Below are 23,014 nucleotides of genomic sequence, written 5' to 3'. Positions count from 1 at the left end.
TCTCCGGATCAGTCCTCGGCCTCGAGCCGCTTGGCCACGTCGGTGGCCTTGTCCTGGTAGTCCTCCGGCGAGTAGCCGGCGTCCTCCAGGGCCTGGGCCACCTCGGGGGGCATGTAGTTCTCGTCGTGCTTGGCCAGCACCTGGTCAGCCCGCAGCCAGCCATCGGGCTGCAGCCGACCCACTACCACCACGCCCTGCCCCTCGCGGAACAGATCGGGCAGGATGCCGCTGTAGCGGACCTCCAGGTCCTCGACGTAGTCGGTGACCGTGAAGGCGACGTCGAGGCTGTCCGGGTCACGGGCCACCGAGCCCTCCTTGACCATGCCGCCGGCACGGATCTGGCGCTCGAGCGGGGCCTGACCCTCGGCGATCTGCACCGGGCTGAAGAACAGGTTGATGTTGCTGCGCAGGGCGTAGAGCGTCAGCCCCACGGCTACCGCCGCCAGGGCGACCAGCCCCAGGATCACCAGCAGACGCTGCTTGCGTTTGGCCCTCATCGACGCGGCCCCTCCTCGGTGGTGTTGTTCGCCGCGCCGGCCTGATAGCGCTCGCGGCGTATCCGGCGCTTCAGGTCGCGCAGCACTCGCCGCCGTTCGGCCCGGGCATGCCAGCCCACGCCCAGCAGCAGCGCGGCGGTAGCGCCATAGGCGCTCCACACATAGGGGGCGTATCCTCCCATGGCCAGGAAGGCGGACAGCGAATCGAAGGCCATCAGCGTTGCTCCTCGACCAGGGCGCGCACCCAGCGCTTGGACGACTCCCGGCGCAGGATCTCGCTGCGCGTGCGCATCAGGGTCACGGCGATGAAGAAACAGTAGAACCCGAGCACCATCAGCAGCAGCGGCAGCCACATGGCCGCCGGCATGGCCGGTTTCGAGGTGATCGAGAAGGTGGCCGGCTGATGAAGGGTGTACCACCACTCCACCGAATACTTGATGATCGGAATGTTGATCACGCCCACCATGGCCAGCACCGAGGCCGCCCGGGCGCCGCCGTCGCGACTGGCGAAGGCACCGCGCAGCGCGATCACCCCGATGTAGAGGAAGAACAGGATCAGCATCGAGGTCAGCCGGGCATCCCACTGCCACCAGGTGCCCCAGGTGGGCACGCCCCACACCGCCCCGGAAAACAGCGCCACGAAGGTCATCCCGGCGCCCAGCGGCGCCATCATGGCCGCCGCCATGTCGGCGAGCTTGATCTTCCAGACCATGAACACGAAGCCGGCCGCGGCCATGGCGACGAAGATGGACTGGGCCAGGAAGGCCGCCGGCACATGGACGTAGATGATACGAAAGCTGTCGCCCTGCTGATAATCGGCGGGCGAGAAGGCCAGCCCCCAGGTGCCGCCGATCAGGATCAGCGCCGCCGCCGCCAGCCAGAGCGGCGTCAGCCATCGCGCACTGATGGCGTAGAACCCCTTTGGGGAGCCGAGCTTGTGAATGAAGGCCCACATGATGCCGTTCGATACCTCAACCGTTGATGCTGATGCGCAGCGACGCCGCGATCGCGAAGGGCGCGAAGATCAATGCTGCCGCCAGGAGGGCGCCGAGGATCGCCAGGTGAGCCGCCACACCGCCTCCCTGGATCGCCGCCTGGACGGCGCCGGCGCCGAAGATCAGCACCGGAATATAAAGCGGCAACACCAGCAGCGACAGCAATACGCCGCCGCGGGACAGCCCTACGGTGAGTGCTGCACCGATGGCGCCGATCAGGCTCAGGCTGGCGCTACCCAGCGCCAGCGACAGCGCCAGCACCCCGTAGCTGCCCGCCGGCAGCGACAGCATGATGCCCAGCAGCGGCGCCATCAGCGCCAGCGGCAGGCCGGTGAGCAGCCAGTGCACCGCCACCTTGGAAAGCGCCAGCGCCGCCAGCGGCTGGGGTGAGAGCAGCAGCTGCTCCAGGCTGCCATCTTCGAAGTCGCCGCGGAACACCCCGTCCAGGGAAAGCAGCGCCGCCAGCAGCGCCGCCACCCACAGCAGGCCCGGCGCGATGGTCGCCAGCAGCGTCGGATCGGGCGAGATGCCGAGCGGGAACAGGGTAATCACCAGGGCGAAGAACACCAGCGGGTTCAGCACTTCGCTGCGCCCGCGCATCCTCAGCACCAGGTCGCGCCGCAGGGTCGCCCGAACTGCGACCATCAGGCCGCCCTCCGGTTCCCCGGCCAGGGGCAGCGGTCCCGATGCGGGCCGCGGATCAGCGTTCGACACCGCCGCCTCCCTCGCCCAGTCGCAGGCGTCGCAGATTGACCGAAGCACGCAGCTCATGGTGTGTCGTCACCAGCACGCTGCCGCCGCGCTCGGTGTGCGCCGCCAAGCGTGCCTCGAGAGCGGCGACGCCGTCACGGTCGATGGCCGTGAAGGGCTCGTCGAGCACCCACAGGGCACGCGGCGTCAACTCCAGCCGGGCCAGTGCCACCCGACGCTGCTGCCCCGCGGAAAGCTGGGCGACGGGCAGGTCCTCGAACCCGGCCAGCCCGACCGCCTCGAGCGCCGCCAGGCGTGCCTCCTCCTTGCCGCGCCCTGCATCTTTACCCTCACCGGCCAGCGCCTGGTACCAGGCGAGATTCTCCAGCGGCGTCAGCGCCGCCTTCACACCCGGGGCATGTCCCAGATACAGCAGGTTGGCGAGGAAATCGCGGCGCACCCGACGCAGCGAAGCGCCGTTCCACAGCACCTCGCCCTCGTAGTCCGCCAGCTGGCCGGAAAGGATCTTGAGCAGGGTCGTCTTGCCGCTGCCGTTGGGGCCCTCGACGCGCAGGATCTCGCCGGCCCGGATCTCCAGATCGAGATCGTGGAACAGCCAGCGGTCGTCTCGCTCACAGGCCAGCCGTCGGGCTTGCAGGCGCAGGCTCAAGGCGCTCTCCGGGCATGGGAAATATGGCTCGGCACTGTACACGGAAAAGGTTTTCATCGCCAGTCGAGGGAGGCCGCAGAGCACGCGGCGCTTGCCCTGCGGCATGTTCGCCGGCAACGCGCCCCTTGCCAGATGCCCGTTGCCTGCTATGCTGGCCATGTACTGTATGTATCAACAGTCATTGCCGACGAGGGACACCGCGCCATGTCACGCCTTGAACCGCAGTACCTGTTCCGCCAGCCCAACCTGCCCATCGCCGAGGCCTGGGCACCGCTCGACGCCGACGACCTGGTCGAAGTTCCCCTGCTCGGCAGCGTCGCCGCGGGAATGCCCATCGATGCCTGCATCGACGCCGGTAGCGTCGAGGTGCCAAGCCGTATGGTCAAGCGCAACACTTACGCGCTGAGGGTGTGCGGCGACTCGATGATCGATTGCAACATCTTCGACGGGGATGTGATCATCATCGAACGTCGCGAGAGCGCCGAGAACGGCGAGACCGCGGTGGTGATGATCAACGACCAGGAGGTCACCCTGAAGAAGCTCTACATCGAGAAATCCGGCGTGCGCCTGCAGCCGGCCAACGAGGCCATGCCGCCCATCTACCTGAAGAACAGTGACATCCAGGTGCTCGGCCTGGTGATGGGCGTGGTGCGCCAGCCGGACCTGGCCGCCTGATGCGCTACCCCATCCCCGACCTGCCTGCCGGGACATGGCAGGAGAGCGAACTCGAGGTCGAGAAGAGCCGCTTCATCGCCTGGATCTGTCACGTCCCGGACGTGGCCACCTTCGAGGCCCTGCTGGCGGCCGCGCGTCACGCCCATCCGAGTGCCAGCCACCACTGCAGCGCCTTCATCGCCGGCCCGCCCGGCGAACAGCGGGCCATCGGCTTCTCCGATGATGGCGAACCCGGCGGCACCGCCGGCCGACCCATGTATCAGGTACTGGAAGGCGCCGGCATCGGCCAGATCGGCTGCGTGGTGACCCGCTACTTCGGCGGCACCAAGCTCGGCACCGGCGGCCTGGCCCGCGCCTACGGTCAGGCCGTCAGCGAGGCGCTGGAAGTGCTGCCGAGGGGCGAGGTCACCGAGCGCGACCCGCTGCGCTTGAAGGTCGACTTCGCCGGCGAGGCCCAGGCCCGCGCCTGGTGCGCCGAGCACGACATTCCCGTGGACGCCGCCGACTACGGCGCCGACGGCGTGGTGCTGACCCTGGGCTGGCCGCGAGATCTCGAGCGCGACCTGTCAGCGCTCACCAGCCGGCTCAAGGGGCGCCTCGAGCGCCTCGACCCCGACCTCGCCTGACCCGGCCGCCGCCGACGAGGCGCCAAGATAGCGAGCCCGTTTCTCGGGCTTCAGCCGTGCCAGGTCCACCGCCACCAGGCCATCGGTGCAGTAGCCGAAGGCGGTGTCCACGCCGAAGGCCAGGAAACGCGTGCCGCCGGGCTCGGTGACCTCCACGTACTGCTTGTAGAGGGCCGGCACGCTGGCGCCCAGCGCCTGCAGGCCGTGCCGCAGGCGCTGGAAATCCTCCCGGGCATCGTCGCCGTGAAACAGCCGCTCCGCCTCCAGCTGACCCGCTCGGGAAATCTGCCAGGGCGTGCGCGGCCGCACCCGGCTCTCGGCGTCCCCATGATAGTGGCGGTAGTAGCTGACCAGCAGCTCCTTGGCCAGCGGCGGTAGGTGGTTGGGCAGCGTGACCGGCCCGAACAGCCAGCGCACTTCGGGATGGCGGCGCAGGTAGGCGCCCAGCCCGACCCACAGGTACTCCAGGCTGCGCCGCCCCCAGTAGCGCGGCTGGACGAAGCTGCGCCCCAGCTCGAGCCCGTGCCGCCAGTCTTCCCAGGGCGCCTGCTCGAGGTGAAAGATCGTGGCGCCGTACAGCCCGGCCACGCCGTGCCGATCGAGGATGCGCCCCACCTCGCCGAGGCGATAGGCGCCGGCGATCTCCAGGTCGCGGTCGTCCCACAGCACCAGGTGGCGATAATAGTCGTCGAACCCGTCCACATCGCGCTTGCCCCCGCTGCCCTCGCCGACCCGGCGGAAGGCGACCTCGCGCAGCCGGCCGATCTCACGCATCACCGCCGAGTCCGGTCGGCTGTCGAACAGCAGGATACGCTTGCCGTCGGCGGTTTCGCCCAGCGACTCGGCTTCGCGAAGCTCCTCACGCAGGCGCTGGCGCGGCTCGGGGCGGGCGATGCCGGTCTCGCCGACGAACACGCCGCGGCGACCGCGCCCCAGCCGGTAGACGTGCTTGCGCAGCAGCTTGAGTTTGACCGGATTGGCCAGGTCATCGCGGTCGAAGCGCGACAGCGGGATCGGCCCGCCGACCCGCAAGGCGATGTGCCGGCCGCGCTGGCGAAACATCTCGCCGGGCAGCAGCAGCGGCCCCAGTTCGCTGCGCAACGAGGTCAGGGCATAGAAGCGCGCGGAGTTGCGCCCGCGGACGTGAACCGGCAGCAATGGTGCATTGGTGCGCCGCGCGGCGTGCAGGAAGCCGGAGTGCCACTTGCCGTCACGCACGCCGCGCGGGCCGGCACGGGACACCTCGCCGGCCGGAAAGACGATCACCGCCCGCTCTGACTCCAGGGCCTCGACCACGCCCGCGAGACTGCGGCGCAGCCCGCGCCGCGACAGGTTGTCCACCGGCAGCAGCACCCCGGACAGCGGTGCCAGCTGCAGCAGCAGGTCGTTGGCCAGGATGCTCACGTCCGGGCGCACCTCGGCCACCATGCGCAGTAACGCCAGGCCATCCAGCGCCCCCAGCGGATGGTTGGCGACCACCACCACCCGTCCGGTCTCGGGAATCTGTTCGCGATCCCTCGACGACAGGGTATAGCCGACATCGAGATGCTCGAACACCCGATCGATGAACTCGCACCAGCCGAGTTCGCCGTGGCGTTCCAGGAAATCATTGATCTCGCGCTCGCGGACCAGATGACGCAGCCCCGCCAACAGCGGCCCGAACAGCCAAGGCGGCCGGGCCGCCAGCCTCGGGGCCTTGTCGCGCAGGGCCCGCTCGATATCGATCATGCCGCCTCCTCCTCGCCAGACGCCCCGAGGCGCCGATGCGCTCAGGCTAGGGGCGGCAGGTGACAGGAAGATGGCGGCCATGACGACGCACGGCGCCCCGAGGGGCGCCGTGCGTCGCGGCCAGCGGTGCGATCGGGTCAAGCCCGAGGCGCGTCAGCCGAGGTACTTGATCATCACCCCGGCGGCCACCGCCGAGCCGATCACCCCGGCCACGTTGGGCCCCATGGCATGCATCAGCAGGAAGTTGTGGGGATTGGATTCCAGCCCCACCTTGTTCGACACCCGCGCCGCCATGGGTACCGCCGAGACCCCGGCGGAGCCGATCAGCGGATTGATCGGCGCCTTGCTGACGGCGTTGAGCAGCTTGGCCATCAGGATCCCGCAGGCGGTGCCGATGGCGAAGGCCACCATGCCGAGCCCGAGAATGCCCAGGGTCTCCACGGCCAGGAAGCGGTCGGCCATCAGCTTGGAGCCCACCGAAAGCCCGAGGAAGATGGTCACGGTGTTGATCAACGCGTGCTGGGCGGTATCGGAGAGCCGCTCCACCACGCCGCACTCGCGCATCAGGTTACCGAAGCAGAACATCCCCAGCAGCGGCGCGGCGTCCGGAAGGAACAACGCCACCAGGGTCAGCAGGCTGATCGGGAAGACGATCTTCTCGCGCTTCGAGACAGGCCGCAGCTGGGTCATGGCGATCCCGCGCTCGTGCTTCGTGGTCAGGGCACGCATGATCGGCGGCTGGATCAGCGGCACCAGGGCCATGTAGGAGTAGGACGCCACGGCGATGGCCCCCAGCAGCTCCGGCGCCAGCAGGCTCGACACGTAGATCGAGGTGGGACCGTCGGCACCGCCGATGATGCCGATGGCGGCGGCCTGGTTGAGCGAGAAATCCATCCAGCCAAGCGTCGTCATGCCCACCGCCCCGAGCAGGGTGGCGAAGATGCCGAACTGGGCGGCGGCGCCCAGGAACAGGGTGCGCGGGTTGGCCAGCAGCGGCCCGAAGTCGGTCATCGCGCCGACGCCCATGAAGATCACCAGCGGCGCGATGCCGGAGGCGATGGCCACGCTGTAGAAGTGATACAGCATGCCGTGGGCGTAGCCGGCGTCGATGGCCGCGTCGTTGGCGGCGCGCACCAGCGCCGGGGCGGGATGGCCGTGCAACGCCTCGGAGAGGGTATGCCGCCAGGCCTCGATGCCGGCCCCCGGCTCCAGGCTCACCCGCAGGGCGGAGGCCAGCCGCTCGAGCAGCTCGGGACGCCCAAGGTGGGCGGCCTGCTCGGCGGCCGACAGCGCCAGCCCGGCCTCGGGAATATTGGCCAGGATGCCGCCGAAGCCGATCGGCACCAGCAGCAGCGGCTCGAACTTCTTGGCAATGGCCAGCCACAGCAGCAGCAGGCCCACCGCCAGCATCACCGCCTGGCCGGGGCTCAGGTTGTAGAGTCCCGAGCCGGTCCACAGGGTCAGAATCTTGTCGATCATGGGCAACGTCCTCAGAGCACGATCAGGGCGTCGCCCACGGCCACGCTGTCGCCTTCGCCGACCTTGACCGCGGAGACGGTGCCGGAGCTCGCCGCCCGCACCTCGGTCTCCATCTTCATGGCCTCGAGGATGATCACCACGTCGCCCTCGACCACCCGGTCACCGGGCTTGACGCAGACCTTGAAGATGTTGCCGGCGAGCGGCGCACCGATGGTCTCGCCAGAAGACTCGGCAGGCGCCGCGGGGGCGCTCGGTGCGGCGGCGCCGCCCTGCTGCTCCTGGACCCGCTCGATCTCGCCTCCCTCGGCGACCTCGACCACGTAGGCGGTGCCGTTGACGGTGACGGTGTAGGTCTCAGGGCCGCCGGCCGGCGCGGGCGCCGAGGACGCCGCCGGGGCCGCGGGCACCTGGGCGCCGGGTGCGCTCGGCGCCGGCTCGAAGGCCTCGGGGTCGTCGCGATGCTTGAGGAACTTCAGTCCGATCTGCGGGAACAGCGCATAGGTCAGGACGTCGTCGATCTCGCGCTCGCCCTCGGCGAGGCGAATGCCCTGGGCCTCGGCTTTCTCGCGCAGGTCGGCGGACAGCCGGTCCATCTCCGGGTCGAGGCGATCGGCCGGGCGGCAGGTGATCGGCTCGCTGCCCTCCAGCACGCGGGCCTGGAGCTCGGCATCGTAGGACGCGGGAGCGGCGCCGTACTCGCCCTTGAGCAGCGCCTGGACCTCCTTGGAGATCGACTGGTAGCGTTCGCCCATCATCACGTTCATCACCGCCTGGGTGCCGACGATCTGCGAGGTCGGCGTGACCAGCGGGAGGTAGCCGAGGTCCTCGCGCACCCGCGGGATCTCCTCGAGCACCTCGTCGAGGCGGTCGCCGGCGCCCTGCTCCTTGAGCTGGTTCTCCATGTTGGTGAGCATGCCGCCCGGCACCTGGGCCACCAGGATCCGCGAGTCGATGCCCTTGAGCGAGCCCTCGAAGGCGGCGTACTTCTTGCGCACCTCGCGGAAGTAGGCGGCGATGTCCTCCAGCGCCTCGAGGTCGAGGCCGGTGTCGCGCTCGGTGCCCCGGAGGATGGCCACCAGCGATTCGGTGGGGCTGTGGCCGTAGGTCATCGACATCGAGGAGATGGCGGTGTCGACGTTGTCGACGCCGGCCTCGGCGGCCTTGAGCGCGGTGGCGGTGGACATGCCGGTGGTGGCGTGGCTATGCAGGTGGATGGGGATATCCAGCGTCGCCTTGAGTCGGCTGACCAGCTCAAAGGCGGTATAGGGCGTGAGCAGGCCCGCCATGTCCTTGATCGCCAGGGAGTCGGCCCCCATATCGGCGATCCGGCGGCCGAGCTCGACCCAGCCGTCCAGGGTATGCACCGGGCTCACCGTATAGGAGAGCGTACCCTGGGCATGCCCCTCGACCCGGCGCACCGCCTGGAGGGCACGCGCCAGGTTGCGCGGATCGTTCATGGCGTCGAACACGCGGAACACGTCGACGCCGTTGGTCCGGGCGCGCTCGACGAAGCGGTCGACCACGTCGTCGGCATAGTGGCGATAGCCGAGCAGGTTCTGGGCGCGCAGCAGCATCTGCTGCCGGGTGTTGGGCATGGCCGCCTTCAGCGCGCGGATGCGTTCCCAGGGGTCCTCGCCCAGGTAGCGAATGCAGGCGTCGAAGGTGGCCCCGCCCCAGGATTCCAGCGACCAGAAGCCGATCCGGTCGAGCTTCTCGGCGATCGGCAGCATGTCGTCCAGGCGCAGGCGAGTGGCGAACAGGGACTGGTGGGCGTCGCGTAGCACCACGTCGGTGATGCCGAGCGGGCGGGCATTCGCGGTCATGGGCCTTCCTTATGATTGTCGGTGGAACGCGATAGATGCGGGGAAACGGGCCTCAGCGGCGTCGATCGCGGCGGTAGCGGTGGATCGCCGCGCCGATGACGGCCATCAGCGCGTCGTCCTGCGCCGCCGGGGCGGGGCGAGGCGTCGCTGCGGTGGCGTCGGCCGACGGCTCGGGGAAGAAGCGGCCGATGAACCGCGACATCAGGGTAGTGACGATGACCAGCACGGTCAGGAAGACGAACACGAACCCCATGCCGAGCCCCATCAGGGCAAAGCCTTCGTTGAACAGCTGCGTGTCCTGCATGCGGGAATCTCCTCGCCGGCGCCCTCGCCTCCGGACCGAGCAAAGCGAGTTGCGCGTGAATGCCGATCGTATAAGCTGCCACACTCTTCACGGAACACAATGGCGCCATGGTGGAAGTCGACGTTGTTAATTTACTACATGGCGGGCGCCTCGGCCTAGCCCCCATGGAAGGGGTGATCGATGCCATCACCCGCGATCTGCTGACCCGCTCGTCGGGCTTCGACTGGACGGTCACCGAATTCGTGCGGGTCGTCGACACCCGGCTACCGCCGCGGGTCTTTCAGCGCCACTGCCCGGAACTCGCCGGGACACGACCGACCACGCCCTCCGGGGTGCCGGTCCACCTCCAGCTGCTGGGCTCGGACCCCGCAGCGCTGGCGGCCAATGCCCGTCAGGCCTTGCGGCTCGGCGCCGTCAGCCTCGACCTCAACTTCGGCTGCCCGGCCAAGCTGGTCAACCGCCACGACGGCGGCGCCTCGCTGCTGCGCGACCCCCGTCGGGTGCACGCCGCGGTGGCCGCCGTCCACGAGGCGGTCGGCGACACCATTCCGGTGACCGCCAAGGTTCGGCTGGGCTTCGATGACCGGCGGTTGGCGCTGGCCTGCGCCCAAGCCGCCGAGGATGGCGGTGCCCGGCAGCTGGTGGTGCACGCCCGCACCCGCCGCGAAGGCTACAGGCCTCCGGCTCACTGGGAGTGGATCGGCCGTATCCGCACCCGAGTGTCGATTCCGGTGATCGCCAACGGCGACATCTGGACCCTGGAGGACTACTGGAAGGCGCGTACTCTCTCGGGCTGCCGTGACGTGATGCTCGGCCGCGGCGCCCTGGCCGATCCCGCCCTGGCACCTCGCATCCGCCACTGGCAGGCCACCGGCGAGCGCCTGCCGACGACCCGCTGGCGCGAGCGCGCCAGGACGCTCGCCGCCTATGCCGAGGCGCGGCGTCAGACGCTACCCGACCGGATCGTCACCTCGCTGCTCAAGCAGTGGCTGAACCATATGCGCAGTCGCGACACCGAGTCCGCACGACGCTTCCAGGCGCTGCGTCGCATCAACGACCTCGATGCTTTTCTGGCAGGACTGCGCGCCGAGGCTCCGAGCGACGCCACCCTGCCAGCCTGACGACAAAAAAAGGGCGCACGTCGCAATGCGACGGCGCCCGAACGATCGCGGAGTCGGGGGCCCCTCTGTGGGCTCGACCGCTCCGGCTAGCGAGAAAGAGGATGATAAAAACAGAAGACCCGCTCTCGCGAGGAGAGCGGGTCGATATCTGGCGCGCCCGGGAGGATTCGAACCTCCGACCACCTGATTCGTAGTCAGGTACTCTATCCAGCTGAGCTACGGGCGCTGAAGACGGCGACGATTCACCGTGTGGATGACGATACGCACGTGACGTACAGTTATCATCCGCAAGAAGATGGCGCGCCCGGGAGGATTCGAACCTCCGACCACCTGATTCGTAGTCAGGTACTCTATCCAGCTGAGCTACGGGCGCAGACCTTCTGCTTCGTCGATGATGGCGGAGAGGGAGGGATTCGAACCCTCGAAGAGGCTATAAACCCCTTACTCCCTTAGCAGGGGAGCGCCTTCAGCCACTCGGCCACCTCTCCCGCATCGACAGGTGCGTATCCTACCGATTTGGCAGGGCAATGTCCAGCGCCTTCGGGATTTTTTCTCGGGCGACGGACATCGCGATTCAGGCTCCGGTTTCGCCGTCGTCGGCATCCACGTCGGTCTTCTCGCGCTGGATGCGCTGATAGATTTCCTCGCGGTGCACGGCAACGTCCTTGGGAGCGTTGACGCCGATACGGACCTGATTGCCTTTGACGCCCAGCACGGTAACGGTGATGTCATCACCGATCATCAGGGTTTCGCCGACTCGGCGGGTCAGAATGAGCATGACTGATCTCCTTCTCAGACTTCTGACTGCGGGATGCTCGTCTACGCCAGGGCCGGCGCCCGTATATGGGCACCGGCCCCGACGACTGGCGTCGACCATGACACTCCATGGGCTCGTTGAAAGGAAGCCCGCCACACGGCGCAGCCATGGACCTCCCTACAAGCGTAGAAGCTGACGACAGGATGCGACGCCTTATTCGCTTTCGATGTCGTCCTTGTCCAGTCCGAAGGCCTGATGCAAGGCGCGCACGGCCAGCTCCATGTGCTTCTCGTCGACGACCACCGAGATCTTGATCTCGGAGGTGGAGACCATGCGGATATTGATGTTCTCTTCGGACAGCACGCGGAACATCTTGGAGGCCACGCCGGCGTGAGAGCGCATGCCGACCCCCACCAGGGAGACCTTGGCGATCTTGTCGTCGCCCTTGACCTCACCCTCACCCAGGGCGGGCAGCACCTGCTCCTCGAGGATGCGCAGGGTCTGCTTGTAGTCGCCCTTGGCAACGGTAAAGGTGAAGTCGGTGTAGTCGCCGGCCGGGGCCACGTTCTGCACGATCATGTCGATCTCGATGTTGGCATCGGCGATCGGGCCCAGAATCTTCGAGGCCACGCCCGGCACGTCCGGGGTGTTGAGCAGGGTCAGCTTGGCCTCGTTGGCGGTGAAGGCAATACCGGAGATCAGCGGTTCTTCCATGGAGTCCTCGTCTTTGTCGGAATCTGCAACGATCAGGGTGCCGGGGCCGTCCTGGAAACTGGACAGCACGCGCAGCGGGACGTTGTACTTGCCGGCGAATTCGACGGCGCGAATCTGCAGCACCTTGGAGCCGAGGCTGGCCAGCTCCAGCATTTCTTCCACGGTGATGGTGTCCAGGCGCTGGGCCCGAGAGCAGACGCGCGGGTCGGTGGTATAGACGCCGTCGACGTCGGTGTAGATCTGGCATTCGTCGGCGTTGAGGGCCGCGGCCAGGGCCACCCCGGTGGTGTCGGAGCCGCCGCGACCGAGGGTGGTGATATTGCCCTCCTCGTCGACGCCCTGGAAACCGGCGACCACGGCTACCTGGCCTTCGTCCAGGTCCTGGCGCATGTCGTCGGTCTCGATCCGCTGGATGCGCGCCTTGGTATGGGCGCTGTCGGTCATGATGCCGACCTGGGAACCGGTATAGGAGGTGGCCGGCACGCCCAGCTTGTGCAGGGCCATGGTCAACAGCGAGATGGTCACCTGCTCGCCGGTGGAGACCAGCATGTCCATTTCGCGCGGCGTGGGTTCGTCGTTGATGTCGTTGGCCAGGCCGATCAGGCGGTTGGTTTCGCCGCTCATCGCGGATACCACGACCACGACCTGATGGCCGGCGTCACGGAAGCCCTTGACCTTCTCGGCCACGGCCTTGATGCGCTCCACGGAGCCCACCGAGGTGCCGCCGAACTTCTGTACGTATAGTGCCATGCGTCGTTGTCCCTCGTGTCGGTTAGCGTTGGAAATGAGAAAAGCGTGATGGAAGCCGGATGGACCAGGGGCCGAAGGCATCGCTGCCTTCGGCCCCTGACCGTGAACTAGAGCGCCTCCTCGACCCAGGCCGGAACGCTCTCCAGCGCCGATGGCAAGGCCGCGACATCACTGCCGCCGGCCTGGGCCATGTCGGGTCGACCACCGCCCTTGCCACCGACCTGGGCGGCGACGTGATTGACCAGCGCGCCGGCCTTGATCCGAGCGGTGAGATCGTCGGTGACGCCGGCGATCAGGCTGACCTTGCCGGCCGATTCATCGGCCACGCCGAGCACCACGATGCCCGAGCCCAGCTTGTTCTTGAGCTGGTCGAGCATGCCGCGCAGTTCCTTGCCCGAGACGCCTTCCAGGCGCTTGGCCAGGACCTTGACGCCCTTGACGTCGCGGGCTTCGCCCAGCAGATCGTTGCCGGCGGCGCTGGCCAGCTTGGCCTTGAGACGCTCGAGCTCCTTCTCCAGGCCACGATTGCGTTCGACCAGCGTCTCGACGCGCTCCTCGACCTGCTCGGGCTTGGCCTTGAGGCGCTCGCCGATGCGCGCCACCCGGGCTTCCTGCTCACGGAAGTAGGCGAGCGCACCCTCGCCGGTGATCGCCTCGATGCGACGCACGCCCGAGGCCACACCGGCCTCGCTGACGATATGGAAGCAGCCGATGTCGCCGCTGCGAGCGACGTGGGTGCCGCCGCACAGCTCGACCGAGAAGTCGTCGGCGCCGATGGTCAGCACCCGCACGCTGTCGGCGTACTTGGCCTCGAACAGCGCCGCGGCGCCCTTTTCCTTGGCCTGCTCCAGGGTCATGTGCTCGATGTGCGTCGCCGCGTTGGCCAGCACCTGCTCGTTGACCAGCCGCTCCACCTCGGCCAACTGCTCGGCGGTCACCGGCTCGAAGTGACTGAAGTCGAAGCGCAGCCGCTCCGGCGTCACCAGCGAGCCCTTCTGCTCGACGTGCTCGCCGAGCACCATGCGCAACGCCTGGTGCAGCAGGTGGGTGGCCGAGTGGTTGCGCACGGTGGCCGCGCGCAGGGCCGGATCGACGCCCGGACTCACCGCTTCGCCGACCGCCAGCTCGCCCTCGAGCAGCACCCCGTGGTGCAGGTGGTGACCGCCCTGCTTCTGGGTATCGGTGACCAGGAAGCGGCCGCCGTCGAACGCCAGGTAGCCGGTGTCGCCCACCTGACCGCCGGACTCGGCGTAGAAGGGGGTACGGTCGAGCACCACCAGGCCGCGCTGTTCCGGCTCGAGCTTGGCCAGCTCGTTGCCCTCGCGGTCGACGATGGCCGTCACGGTGGCGCGATCCTCGAGGCGCTCGTAGCCGGTGAAGTCGGTCTCGCCCTCCAGCTCCAGGGCCGCGCCGTAGTCGGCACCGAACTGGCTCGCGGCCCGGGCCCGCTCGCGCTGGGCCTCCAGCTCGCGCTCGAAGCCGGCCTCGTCCAGCGACACATTGCGCTCGCGGCAGACGTCGGCGGTCAGGTCATAGGGGAAGCCGTAGGTGTCGTAGAGCTTGAACACCGTCTCACCGGGCAGGGTGTCGCCCTCGAGGCCGGCCAGCGCCTCCTCCAGCAGCCCCATGCCGTGATCGAGGGTGCGGGCGAACTGCTCCTCTTCCTTGAGCAGAACGCGCTCGATCTGGTGGCGCGCCTCGCGCAGCTCCGGATAGGCCTCGCCCATCTCGGCGTCGAGCGCCCCCACCAGCTTGTGGAAGAAGCTGCCCTTGGCGCCCAGCTTGTGGCCGTGACGCACCGCACGGCGAATGATCCGGCGCAGCACATAGCCGCGGCCTTCGTTGGAAGGCAGCACGCCGTCGGCGATCAGGAAAGCGCAGGAGCGAATGTGGTCGGCGATCACCCTCAGCGACGGCGTGGCAGTGTCACCGTGGCCAGTGGCCCGGGCCGCCGCCTCGAGCAGGTTCTGGAACAGGTCGATCTCATAGTTGGAATGCACGCCCTGCATCACCGCGGCGATGCGTTCCAGGCCCATGCCGGTATCGATGGACGGCTTGGGCAGCGGATGCATCTCGCCGGCCGCGTCGCGGTCGAACTGCATGAACACCAGGTTCCAGATCTCGATGTAGCGATCGCCGTCCTCTTCGGGGCTGCCGGGAGGGCCACCCCAGACTTCGGGCCCGTGGTCGAAGAAGATCTCGGAGCTCGGGCCGCAGGGGCCGGTGTCGCCCATCTGCCAGAAGTTGTCCTCGTCGAGCTTGGAGAAGCGCTCGGGGTCGACGCCTACCTCGTCCTTCCAGATGCGCTCGGCCTCATCATCGCTGACGTGCACGGTGACCCACAGCTTCTCCTTGGGCAGCCCCAGCGTCTCGGTGAGGAAGGTCCAGGCGAAGCGAATGGCATCGCGCTTGAAGTAGTCACCGAAGCTGAAGTTGCCCAGCATCTCGAAGAAGGTGTGGTGGCGGGCGGTATAGCCGACGTTGTCCAGGTCGTTGTGCTTGCCGCCGGCACGCACGCAGCGCTGGGCAGAGGTGGCACGGACGTAGGGGCGCGGGTCACGGCCCAGGAAGACGTCCTTGAACGGCACCATCCCGGCGTTGGTGAACAGCAGGGTCGGGTCATTGCCCGGCACCAGGGAACTGGTCGGCACGATGGTATGCCCCTGCTCCTCGAAGTAACTCAGAAAGGCCTGTCTGATGTCTGCGCTTTTCATGGGGTATCCGTGGCGATAGGCGTGGCGGCCCGCAGGACGGTCGTTGCAGCCGTCGTCGGACTGCCACCCGGGGCGTTCGCAAAGGGACCCATTATAGCGCAGTCGTCAAGCGACTAAAGGGTGTGGGGAATCAGGCGTCGTCCCAGGCATGTGCCAGGGCGTGTCTGAGCTGGTCGAAATCGAAGCCGCGACCGGCCAGGAAGCGCTCGCGGCGGGCCCGCTCGCGGGGCCCTTCCCCGGGGCCGGAGAAGCGCCGCGACAGGGCCTCGGCGGCGAGCTCGAACCAGTCGACCTCGCCGCCGGCCTCGATGAAGGCCGCCTTGGCGGTGGCGTCATCGATGCCGCGCCGCGAGAGCTCGGCGCGGATGCGCACCGGCCCTTGGCAGCGAGCCACGCGGGAACGCAGGAAGCTTTCAGCGAAGCGCTCGTCGGACTGCAGGCCCTGCTCGGCGAGCTCCGCCAGGCAAGCCTCGACCGCCTCGGCCTCATGGCCTTTGGCCGCGAGCCGCTCGCGAAGCTCGGCCCGGGCATACTCGCGCCGGGCCAGCAGGCGAATGGCATCGTCGCGGGGAGTCGCGTCGGTGTCACGCGCAAAACCGGGCATGACTTAGAGCAGGTCGTCGCCGCGTTCGCCCTGGTCCGCCTCGGCCGCGACCTCTTCCTCCTTGGGCTCCGACGTGGCCAGCAGCTGGGCGCGAATCCCGCTCTCGATCTCTTCCATGATCGCCGGGTTGTCCTCGAGGAACTGGGCGGCATTGGCCTTGCCCTGGCCAATCTTGTTGCCCTGGTAGCTGTACCAGGCGCCGGCCTTGTCGACCAGCTTGCACTGAACGCCCAGATCGATCACCTCGCCGGCATGGTAGATGCCCTTGCCATAGAGGATCTGGAACTCGGCCTGACGGAACGGCGGCGATACCTTGTTCTTGACCACCTTTACCCGGGTCTCGTTGCCGGTGACCTCATCACCCTGCTTGACCGAGCCGGTGCGGCGGATGTCGAGGCGCACGCTGGAGTAGAACTTCAGGGCGTTGCCGCCGGTGGTGGTCTCGGGGCTGCCGAACATCACGCCGATCTTCATGCGGATCTGGTTGATGAACACCACCATGCAGTTGGCGTTCTTGATGTTGCCGGTGATCTTGCGCAGCGCCTGGGACATCAAGCGAGCCTGCAGGCCGACGTGGGAATCACCCATCTCGCCCTCGATCTCGGCGCGCGGCGTCAGTGCCGCCACCGAATCGATGATGATCACGTCGACGCCACCAGAGCGCACCAGCATGTCGCAGATCTCGAGCGCCTGCTCACCGGTATCCGGCTGGGAGACCAGCAGATCATCGAGGTCGACGCCAAGCTTCTCGGCATAGCTCGGGTCGAGGGCGTGCTCGGCGTCGATGAAGGCGCAGGTCTTGCCCTGCTTCTGGGCCTGGGCGATCACCGACAGGGTCAGGGTAGTCTTGCCCGAGGACTCCGGGCCGAAGATCTCCACCACGCGACCGTAGGGCAGGCCGCCGATGCCGAGCGCGATGTCCAGCCCCAGGGAGCCGGTGGATACCGACGGCATCACCACGCGCGGGGTATCGCCCAGGCGCATCACGGTGCCCTTGCCGAACTGGCGCTCGATCTGGGAAAGCGCGGCGTTGAGCGCCTTGGAACGATTGTCGTCCTGAGCCATGAGGGTCTCCTAAGCGGTCGCCGTGGGGCACGGCGATGACGAAACGTGGGTCGTGAGAGCAGGCCGCTCGGCCCGCCGAAAGCACTGTATGACTGCACAGTAGTATGACGAAAAACGGCACGCTCGGCCAGCCCGAATACACTGGACGAGCGACGCCGGCCTAGCCTTGTTCCAGCCAGGCGACCAGGCGCGCCAGGGCGGCCTCCACCGCCTGTTCGCGCACCGCCGAGCGGTCGCCGGGGAAGCAGCATAGCTCGGCGTGAATCCGCCCCGGTGCGCCCCAGGCGAGCCACACCGTGCCCACCGGTTTCTCGGCGCTGCCGCCGCCGGGCCCGGCGACGCCGCTGACGGCCACTCCCAGGCCTGCCCCACTCGCGGCGCAGGCACCGGCCACCATGGCCTCGACCACCTCACGGCTGACCGCGCCGTGCTGAGCCAGCAGCGCCTCGGGCACACCCAGCAAGCGCGTCTTGGCACCGTTGGCGTAGGTCACGTAGCCGGTTTCGAAGTAGTCCGAACTGCCGGCGATCTCGGTGATGGCACTGGCCACCCCTCCACCGGTGCAGGACTCGGCCGTAACGACGTTCACGCCCTGCTCCCGGCACAGCGCGCCAAGGCGTTCGGCGAGACGGCGTGTCTCGAGCGATACGGACATCGACTTCCCTCCCTGGCGATCTCGATGACCCTGACGACGGCCATCCTTGGGCGTAGAATACTGGCTTTGTCCGCGAGATGCATGGCGCCCTGACGCCATCTTGATGTCCGACTTCTTCCCCGTCTCCACAGCCAGTCAAGGAAGCCCATGTCACAGGCCAGCGCCAAGCAGCACACGCCGATGATGGCCCAGTATCTGAAGATCAAGCGCGAACACCCCGAGGTATTGCTCTTCTACCGCATGGGGGACTTCTACGAACTGTTCTTCGACGATGCCAAGCGCGCCGCCGCCCTGCTCGACATCACCCTGACCCAGCGCGGCCAGTCGGCCGGCCAGCCGATCCCCATGGCCGGGGTGCCCTACCACAGCGCCGAAGGCTACCTGGCGCGCCTGGTCGCCGCCGGCGAGTCGGTGGCCATCTGCGAGCAGATGGGTGACCCGGCCGCCGCCAAGGGCCCGGTGGAGCGCAAGGTGGTACGCATCGTCACCCCCGGTACCCTCTACGACGAGGCCCTGCTCGACGCCCGGCGCGACAACCTGCTGGTGGCGATCCACCCGGCCGGCGAGCGCTGGGGTCTGGCCTGGCTGGAGCTTTCCAGTGGACGCTTCAGCGTGCTCGAGGTGGAGGGCGAGACCGAAATGCTGGCCGAGCTGACGCGCCTCGACCCGGCCGAGCTGCTGGTGCCGGACAGCTTCGCTCTGCCCCCCACCCTGGAAGGCCGTCGCGGACTGCGCCGACAAAGCGACTGGCTGTTCGACCTCGAGTCGGCCATCCGCACCCTGTGCGACCAGTTCTCGGTGCAGGACCTGCGAGGCTTCGGCTGCGCCCACCTGGAGGCCGCCATCACCGCCGCCGGGGTGCTGGTCGACTATGCCCGCGACACCCAGCGGTCGCAGCTGCCTCACGTCACCGCCATCGGCGTGGAAAGCCGCGACGACGCCGTGGTGATCGATGCCGCCAGCCGCCGCAATCTGGAGATCGACGTCAATCTGGGCGGCGGCAGCGACAACACCCTGGCCAGCGTGCTGGATACCACCGCCACGGCCATGGGCTCACGGCTGCTCAAGCGCTGGCTCAATCGTCCGCTGCGCGATCGCGACCAGGTGGGCGCCCGCCAGGCGGCGGTGGCCGCCCTGCTCGACCGCGACGGCTTCATGCCCTTGGGTGAGGCCCTCAAGGCGATCGGCGACGTGGAACGCATCCTCGCCCGGGTGGCGCTGTACAGCGCCCGCCCCCGCGACCTGGCCCGGCTGCGCAATGCGCTGGCGGCGCTGCCCGAGCTACAGGCCGAACTCGCCGACTACGAGGATGGCACCGCCCTGGATGAGCTCAAGCACCACATCCGCCCCTATCCGACGCTCGCCGACACCCTGAGCCGGGCGCTGGTGGAGAATCCGCCGGTGGTGATCCGCGACGGCGGGGTGATCGCCGAGGGCTTCGACGCCGAGCTCGACGAGCACCGCGGCCTGGCCGAGCATGCCGGCGACTACCTGGTGCAGCTGGAAGCCCGCGAACGTGAGCGCACCGGCCTGCCCGGCCTCAAGGTCGGCTACAACCGGGTCCACGGCTACTACATCGAGATCCCCCGTGCCCAGGCCCGGGACGCCCCAGTGGACTATATCCGCCGCCAGACGCTGAAGAACGCCGAGCGCTTCATCATCCCCGAGCTCAAGGAGTTCGAGGACAAGGCACTGTCGGCCAAGTCCCGTGCCCTGGCCCGCGAGAAGCTGCTCTACGAGAGCCTGCTCGACGATCTCAACGCCGAGCTCGCTCCGCTGCAGGCGACCGGCCGCGCGCTGGCCTCCCTGGATGTGCTGGCGACGCTGGCCGAGCGCGCCCGCGCCCTGGATCTGGTACGACCGACCCTGCCCCAAACCCCGGGCCTCGAGATTCGCGGCGGCCGTCATCCGGTAGTCGAACGGGTCAGCGAGGCGCCCTTCGTGCCCAACGACCTGATCATGGACGACGAGCGTCGCATGCTGGTGATCACCGGCCCCAACATGGGCGGCAAGTCCACCTACATGCGCCAGGCGGCCCTGATCACCCTGCTCGCCCACACCGGCGGCTTCGTGCCCGCCGACAGCGCGAGCATCGGTCCGGTGGACCGAATCTTCACCCGCATCGGCTCCTCGGACGACCTGGCCGGAGGGCGCTCCACCTTCATGGTCGAGATGACCGAGACCGCCAACATCCTGCACAACGCCACCGACCACAGCCTGGTGCTGATGGACGAGATCGGCCGCGGCACCAGCACCTTCGACGGCCTGTCGCTGGCCTGGGCCAGCGCCGAGCACCTGACGCGCACCCGTGCCTTCACGCTGTTCGCCACCCACTACTTCGAGATGACCGCGCTCGCCGAGCAGGCCACCGGTGTGGCCAACGTGCACCTCACCGCCGCCGAGCATCGCGAGGGGATCGTCTTCATGCACCGAGTGGAGGATGGGCCGGCCAGCCAGAGCTACGGCCTGCAAGTCGCCCAGCTCGCCGGCGTACCTCAAGGCGTGATCGCGAGGGCCCGGGAGAAGCTCGCCACGCTGGAGCAGCAGGAGGTCGACCAGGGACAGCGCGCTGCGCCCGCGCCCCTCGACGGCAGCGCACCGCCACAGCAGGCCGACCTGTTCGCCAGCGCCCCGCATCCGGTCGTAGAGAGCCTGACGGGGCTGTCGCTGGACGAACTGACGCCACGCCAGGCACTGGAGTGGCTATATCAATGGCAGCAGAGTCTGTGAAGTCGAATCGGGCCATCGCGCGGGTCATTGGCGGCGGGCGCCAATGGCAGGCGAAGTGTGGATTCCCCCGGCGACGTGGCCCCGGGACTAGACGGATTGGCCCCATGGCTTGCGGGACACGGGACCGGCCGACTAGAATGGTTCGATCAAGTTCTACTTATTATAAAAGCTAAAGTTTTTATAACCCAATTCAACATTCAAGACCGATCGGCCGCGGCACACCCCGGCCCGAGGAAGGGAGACTGGCATGACATTCGTCGTCACCGAAAACTGCATCAAGTGCAAGTACACCGACTGTGTCGAGGTCTGCCCGGTGGACTGCTTCTATGAAGGCCCCAACTTCCTGGTCATCCACCCCGACGAGTGCATCGATTGCGCGCTTTGCGAGCCGGAGTGCCCGGCCGAGGCGATCTATTCCGAGGACGAGTTGCCCGAGGGCCAGGAACAGTTCATCGAAATCAACGCCGAGCTGTCGGAGGTGTGGCCGAACATCACCGAGAAGAAGGATCCGCCGGCCGACGCCGAGGACTGGGACGGCAAATCCGGCAAGCTGGAGCAACTCGAGCGCTGAGCCCCGCCGCCACACCCGGACACCATGCCTCGCCTGAACACTATCCTTCGCCTAAAAACAACAATGCCGAATGTCTCACGACATTCGGCATTGTTGTTTCACGCTACGATGAAGGAGAACACCGAGGCAAAGAAGGCGGCCCTCAGGCCGCCCGCTCCTAGCCGTCCTTGAGCGGCTCCCTCCGCTCGACTTCCCTGAGCTTTCCCTGCCCGGAAACTGCATCCTGCCGTACCGGGCTCGCTCGAGACTGCATCCCGTGGCTTCCTGCCGGGAGAGCTCCTCTCTCCCTTGTCCCGCTACCCATTCTGGCAGCCTTCCATAACTTCTCAACCGCCCCCTAAGCCACTTGCGACGTCTTCAATATCTCACGCATTTAAAAAAATTCCTTCAATTTCATGCAGATAAAAAAATACCGACGCCAGAATGGCGCCGGTATTGGCCTCAAATAGTCAGGGATCTCGTCGCCCCCTTGTAGTCGATTTCCTACGATAAAGAATCATTGCCGGCGAGATTACTGCCCCTTGATGGCGGACCGCCCCGGGTAGTCCACACGATCGCCGAGCTCCTGCTCGATCACCAGCAGGCGGTTGTACTTGGCCACCCGGTCGCTGCGGCACAGCGAGCCGGTCTTGATCTGGCCGGCGGCGGTGCCCACGGCCAGGTCGGCGATGGTGGTATCCTCGGTCTCGCCGCTGCGGTGGGAGATCACCGCGGTGAAACCGGCGTCCTGGGCCATGCGAATGGCGTCCAGGGTTTCGGACAACGAACCGATCTGGTTGAACTTGATCAGGATGGAGTTGCCGATCTGCTCGTCGATGCCACGCTTGAGGATGCGAGTATTGGTGACGAAGAGGTCGTCGCCGACCAGCTGCACCTTGTCGCCGATCTTGTCGGTCAGCGCCTTCCAGCCGTCCCAGTCGGACTCGTCCATACCGTCCTCGATGGAGACGATCGGGTACTGGTCGCAGAGATCGGCCAGGTAGTCGGCGAAGCCGGCGGCGTCGTACTGCTTGCCCTCGCCGGAGAGATCGTAGACGCCGTCCTTGTAGAACTCGGAGGAGGCGCAGTCCAGGGCCAGAGTGATGTCGCGACCCAGCTCGTAGCCGGCGTCAGACACCGCCTGCTTGATCACCGCCAGCGCCTCGGCGTTGGAGGCCAGGTTGGGCGCGAAGCCGCCCTCGTCGCCCACGGAGGTGGACAGGCCGCGGCCGGCCAGCACTTTCTTCAAGGCGTGGAAGATCTCGGCGCCCATGCGCAGCGCCTCACGGAAGTTGGGCGCGCCCACCGGCTGGATCATGAACTCCTGGATGTCGACGTTGTTGTCGGCATGCTCACCACCGTTGAGGATGTTCATCATCGGCACCGGCATGCGGAACTGGCTCGGCTGGCCGTAGAGCTCGGCGATATGCGCGTAGAGCGGCATGCCCTTGGCATTGGCGGCGGCCTTGGCGGCGGCCAGCGACACGGCAAGAATGGCGTTGGCGCCAAGCTTGGCCTTGTTGTCGGTACCGTCGAGCTCGAGCATGACCTCATCCAGGGCACGCTGGTCGCGAGCATCAAGGCCGACCAGGCGCTCACGGATGGCGCCGTTGATGGCCTCCACGGCTTTCAGCACGCCCTTGCCCAGATAGCGAGCCTTGTCGCCGTCACGCAGCTCGAGGGCCTCGCGTGAACCGGTGGAGGCACCGCTCGGGGCGCAGGCCGTCCCCACGGCACCGCTCTCCAGGCGCACTTCCGCCTGAACAGTAGGGTTACCGCGGGAATCGAGCACCTCGAGGGCGCGAATATCGACAATCTTGGTCATCTGAGTCGTCCTTTCAGTCAGTCAGCGTTGATTGAGTCAATA

Annotated in this window: 21 protein-coding genes and 3 tRNA genes; 5 read left to right on the top strand and 19 right to left on the bottom strand. The window is 67.5% G+C overall.

Annotated elements, in window-relative coordinates; translation table 11 throughout:
• Positions 1-8: 8 nt before the first annotated feature.
• Genes ccmE through ccmA form a run of 5 tightly spaced genes read right to left on the bottom strand, consistent with a single transcriptional unit; the run spans position 9 to position 2,852 of the window.
• Entirely contained in the window at positions 9-497 is a 489-nt protein-coding gene (gene ccmE, locus FHR96_RS14230; protein WP_183388355.1) for a cytochrome c maturation protein CcmE, read from the bottom strand.
• Positions 494-712, bottom strand: a complete 219-nt coding sequence (ccmD, locus tag FHR96_RS14225) for a heme exporter protein CcmD (RefSeq protein WP_183388354.1) — start codon at positions 710-712, stop codon at positions 494-496. The genes ccmE and ccmD overlap by 4 nt, the downstream gene beginning before the upstream one ends.
• Positions 712-1,452, bottom strand: a complete 741-nt coding sequence (locus FHR96_RS14220) for a heme ABC transporter permease (RefSeq protein ID WP_183388353.1) — start codon at positions 1,450-1,452, stop codon at positions 712-714. The genes ccmD and FHR96_RS14220 overlap by 1 nt, the downstream gene beginning before the upstream one ends.
• A 16-nt stretch (positions 1,453-1,468) precedes the next feature.
• Positions 1,469-2,137 carry a heme exporter protein CcmB gene (ccmB, locus tag FHR96_RS14215; protein WP_246392965.1) on the bottom strand — a complete coding sequence of 223 codons (669 nt, stop codon included), beginning with the start codon at positions 2,135-2,137 and terminating at the stop codon, positions 1,469-1,471.
• 55 nt (positions 2,138-2,192) lie between these two features.
• Positions 2,193-2,852 (bottom strand): cytochrome c biogenesis heme-transporting ATPase CcmA, encoded by a 660-nt coding sequence (ccmA, locus tag FHR96_RS14210; RefSeq protein WP_183388351.1) that lies wholly within the window; start codon positions 2,850-2,852, stop codon positions 2,193-2,195.
• A 204-nt stretch (positions 2,853-3,056) separates the two neighbouring features.
• Between ccmA and lexA the strand changes: the two genes are divergently transcribed.
• Both lexA and FHR96_RS14200 read left to right on the top strand, forming a co-directional pair.
• Positions 3,057-3,527, top strand: a complete 471-nt coding sequence (lexA, locus tag FHR96_RS14205) for a transcriptional repressor LexA (RefSeq protein ID WP_183388350.1) — start codon at positions 3,057-3,059, stop codon at positions 3,525-3,527.
• Positions 3,527-4,153, top strand: a complete 627-nt coding sequence (locus FHR96_RS14200; RefSeq protein WP_183388349.1) for an IMPACT family protein — start codon at positions 3,527-3,529, stop codon at positions 4,151-4,153. The genes lexA and FHR96_RS14200 overlap by 1 nt, the downstream gene beginning before the upstream one ends.
• On the opposite strand, the gene olsF is transcribed toward FHR96_RS14200, so the two are convergent.
• The 4 genes from olsF to FHR96_RS14180 form a co-directional block, all read right to left on the bottom strand.
• Positions 4,094-5,881, bottom strand: coding sequence for a bifunctional ornithine lipid synthase OlsF (olsF, locus tag FHR96_RS14195; RefSeq protein ID WP_183388348.1), 1,788 nt, complete (start codon positions 5,879-5,881; stop codon positions 4,094-4,096). The genes FHR96_RS14200 and olsF overlap by 60 nt on opposite strands.
• A 153-nt stretch (positions 5,882-6,034) precedes the next feature.
• Positions 6,035-7,357 (bottom strand): sodium ion-translocating decarboxylase subunit beta, encoded by a 1,323-nt coding sequence (locus FHR96_RS14190; protein WP_183388361.1) that lies wholly within the window; start codon positions 7,355-7,357, stop codon positions 6,035-6,037.
• Between the two features lie 14 nt (positions 7,358-7,371).
• A complete protein-coding gene (oadA, locus tag FHR96_RS14185; protein WP_183388347.1) occupies positions 7,372-9,183 on the bottom strand; it encodes a sodium-extruding oxaloacetate decarboxylase subunit alpha in 1,812 nt (603 codons plus the stop codon).
• Between the two features lie 52 nt (positions 9,184-9,235).
• Entirely contained in the window at positions 9,236-9,487 is a 252-nt protein-coding gene (locus FHR96_RS14180) for an OadG family protein (protein ID WP_183388346.1), read from the bottom strand.
• A 164-nt stretch (positions 9,488-9,651) separates the two neighbouring features.
• On the opposite strand from FHR96_RS14180, the gene FHR96_RS14175 reads away from it, so the two are divergent.
• The gene (locus tag FHR96_RS14175) at positions 9,652-10,608 is read left to right on the top strand and encodes a tRNA dihydrouridine synthase (RefSeq protein WP_183388345.1); all 957 of its coding nucleotides are present in this window, start codon (positions 9,652-9,654) and stop codon (positions 10,606-10,608) included.
• Positions 10,609-10,757: 149 nt separating this feature from the next.
• On the opposite strand, the gene FHR96_RS14170 is transcribed toward FHR96_RS14175, so the two are convergent.
• The 9 genes from FHR96_RS14170 to FHR96_RS14130 all read right to left on the bottom strand — a co-directional run bounded on the left by FHR96_RS14170 (position 10,758) and on the right by FHR96_RS14130 (position 17,867).
• Positions 10,758-10,834, bottom strand: a tRNA-Arg gene (locus FHR96_RS14170).
• A gap of 70 nt (positions 10,835-10,904) precedes the next feature.
• Positions 10,905-10,981, bottom strand: a tRNA-Arg gene (locus FHR96_RS14165).
• Positions 10,982-11,003: 22 nt separating this feature from the next.
• Positions 11,004-11,096: transfer RNA gene (locus FHR96_RS14160), tRNA-Ser, on the bottom strand.
• Between the two features lie 86 nt (positions 11,097-11,182).
• Positions 11,183-11,386, bottom strand: coding sequence for a carbon storage regulator CsrA (csrA, locus tag FHR96_RS14155; RefSeq protein WP_183388344.1), 204 nt, complete (start codon positions 11,384-11,386; stop codon positions 11,183-11,185).
• 192 nt (positions 11,387-11,578) lie between these two features.
• Entirely contained in the window at positions 11,579-12,829 is a 1,251-nt protein-coding gene (locus FHR96_RS14150; protein ID WP_183388343.1) for an aspartate kinase, read from the bottom strand.
• 107 nt (positions 12,830-12,936) lie between these two features.
• Positions 12,937-15,543, bottom strand: a complete 2,607-nt coding sequence (gene alaS / locus FHR96_RS14145; RefSeq protein WP_183388342.1) for an alanine--tRNA ligase — start codon at positions 15,541-15,543, stop codon at positions 12,937-12,939.
• A 130-nt stretch (positions 15,544-15,673) separates the two neighbouring features.
• Complete coding sequence (locus FHR96_RS14140; protein ID WP_183388341.1) at positions 15,674-16,147, bottom strand: regulatory protein RecX; 474 nt, start codon at positions 16,145-16,147, stop codon at positions 15,674-15,676.
• A 3-nt stretch (positions 16,148-16,150) separates the two neighbouring features.
• Positions 16,151-17,212 carry a recombinase RecA gene (recA, locus tag FHR96_RS14135; protein WP_183388340.1) on the bottom strand — a complete coding sequence of 354 codons (1,062 nt, stop codon included), beginning with the start codon at positions 17,210-17,212 and terminating at the stop codon, positions 16,151-16,153.
• A gap of 160 nt (positions 17,213-17,372) precedes the next feature.
• A complete protein-coding gene (locus FHR96_RS14130; protein ID WP_183388339.1) occupies positions 17,373-17,867 on the bottom strand; it encodes a CinA family protein in 495 nt (164 codons plus the stop codon).
• Between the two features lie 147 nt (positions 17,868-18,014).
• Between FHR96_RS14130 and mutS the strand changes: the two genes are divergently transcribed.
• Both mutS and fdxA read left to right on the top strand, forming a co-directional pair.
• Positions 18,015-20,597 (top strand): DNA mismatch repair protein MutS, encoded by a 2,583-nt coding sequence (mutS, locus tag FHR96_RS14125; protein ID WP_183388338.1) that lies wholly within the window; start codon positions 18,015-18,017, stop codon positions 20,595-20,597.
• Positions 20,598-20,844: 247 nt separating this feature from the next.
• Positions 20,845-21,168 (top strand): ferredoxin FdxA, encoded by a 324-nt coding sequence (gene fdxA, locus FHR96_RS14120; protein ID WP_183388337.1) that lies wholly within the window; start codon positions 20,845-20,847, stop codon positions 21,166-21,168.
• A 511-nt stretch (positions 21,169-21,679) separates the two neighbouring features.
• Here fdxA and eno read toward each other — a convergent pair.
• Positions 21,680-22,972 (bottom strand): phosphopyruvate hydratase, encoded by a 1,293-nt coding sequence (gene eno, locus FHR96_RS14115; protein ID WP_183388336.1) that lies wholly within the window; start codon positions 22,970-22,972, stop codon positions 21,680-21,682.
• Between the last annotated feature and the right edge of the window lie 42 nt (positions 22,973-23,014).

Origin of the sequence: Halomonas organivorans (genome assembly GCF_014192055.1) — a bacterium.
Lineage (GTDB): Bacteria > Pseudomonadota > Gammaproteobacteria > Pseudomonadales > Halomonadaceae > Halomonas > Halomonas organivorans.
The sequence above is the reverse complement of the archived record's forward strand: the minus strand, read 5'-3'. Positions and strand labels throughout refer to the sequence as shown.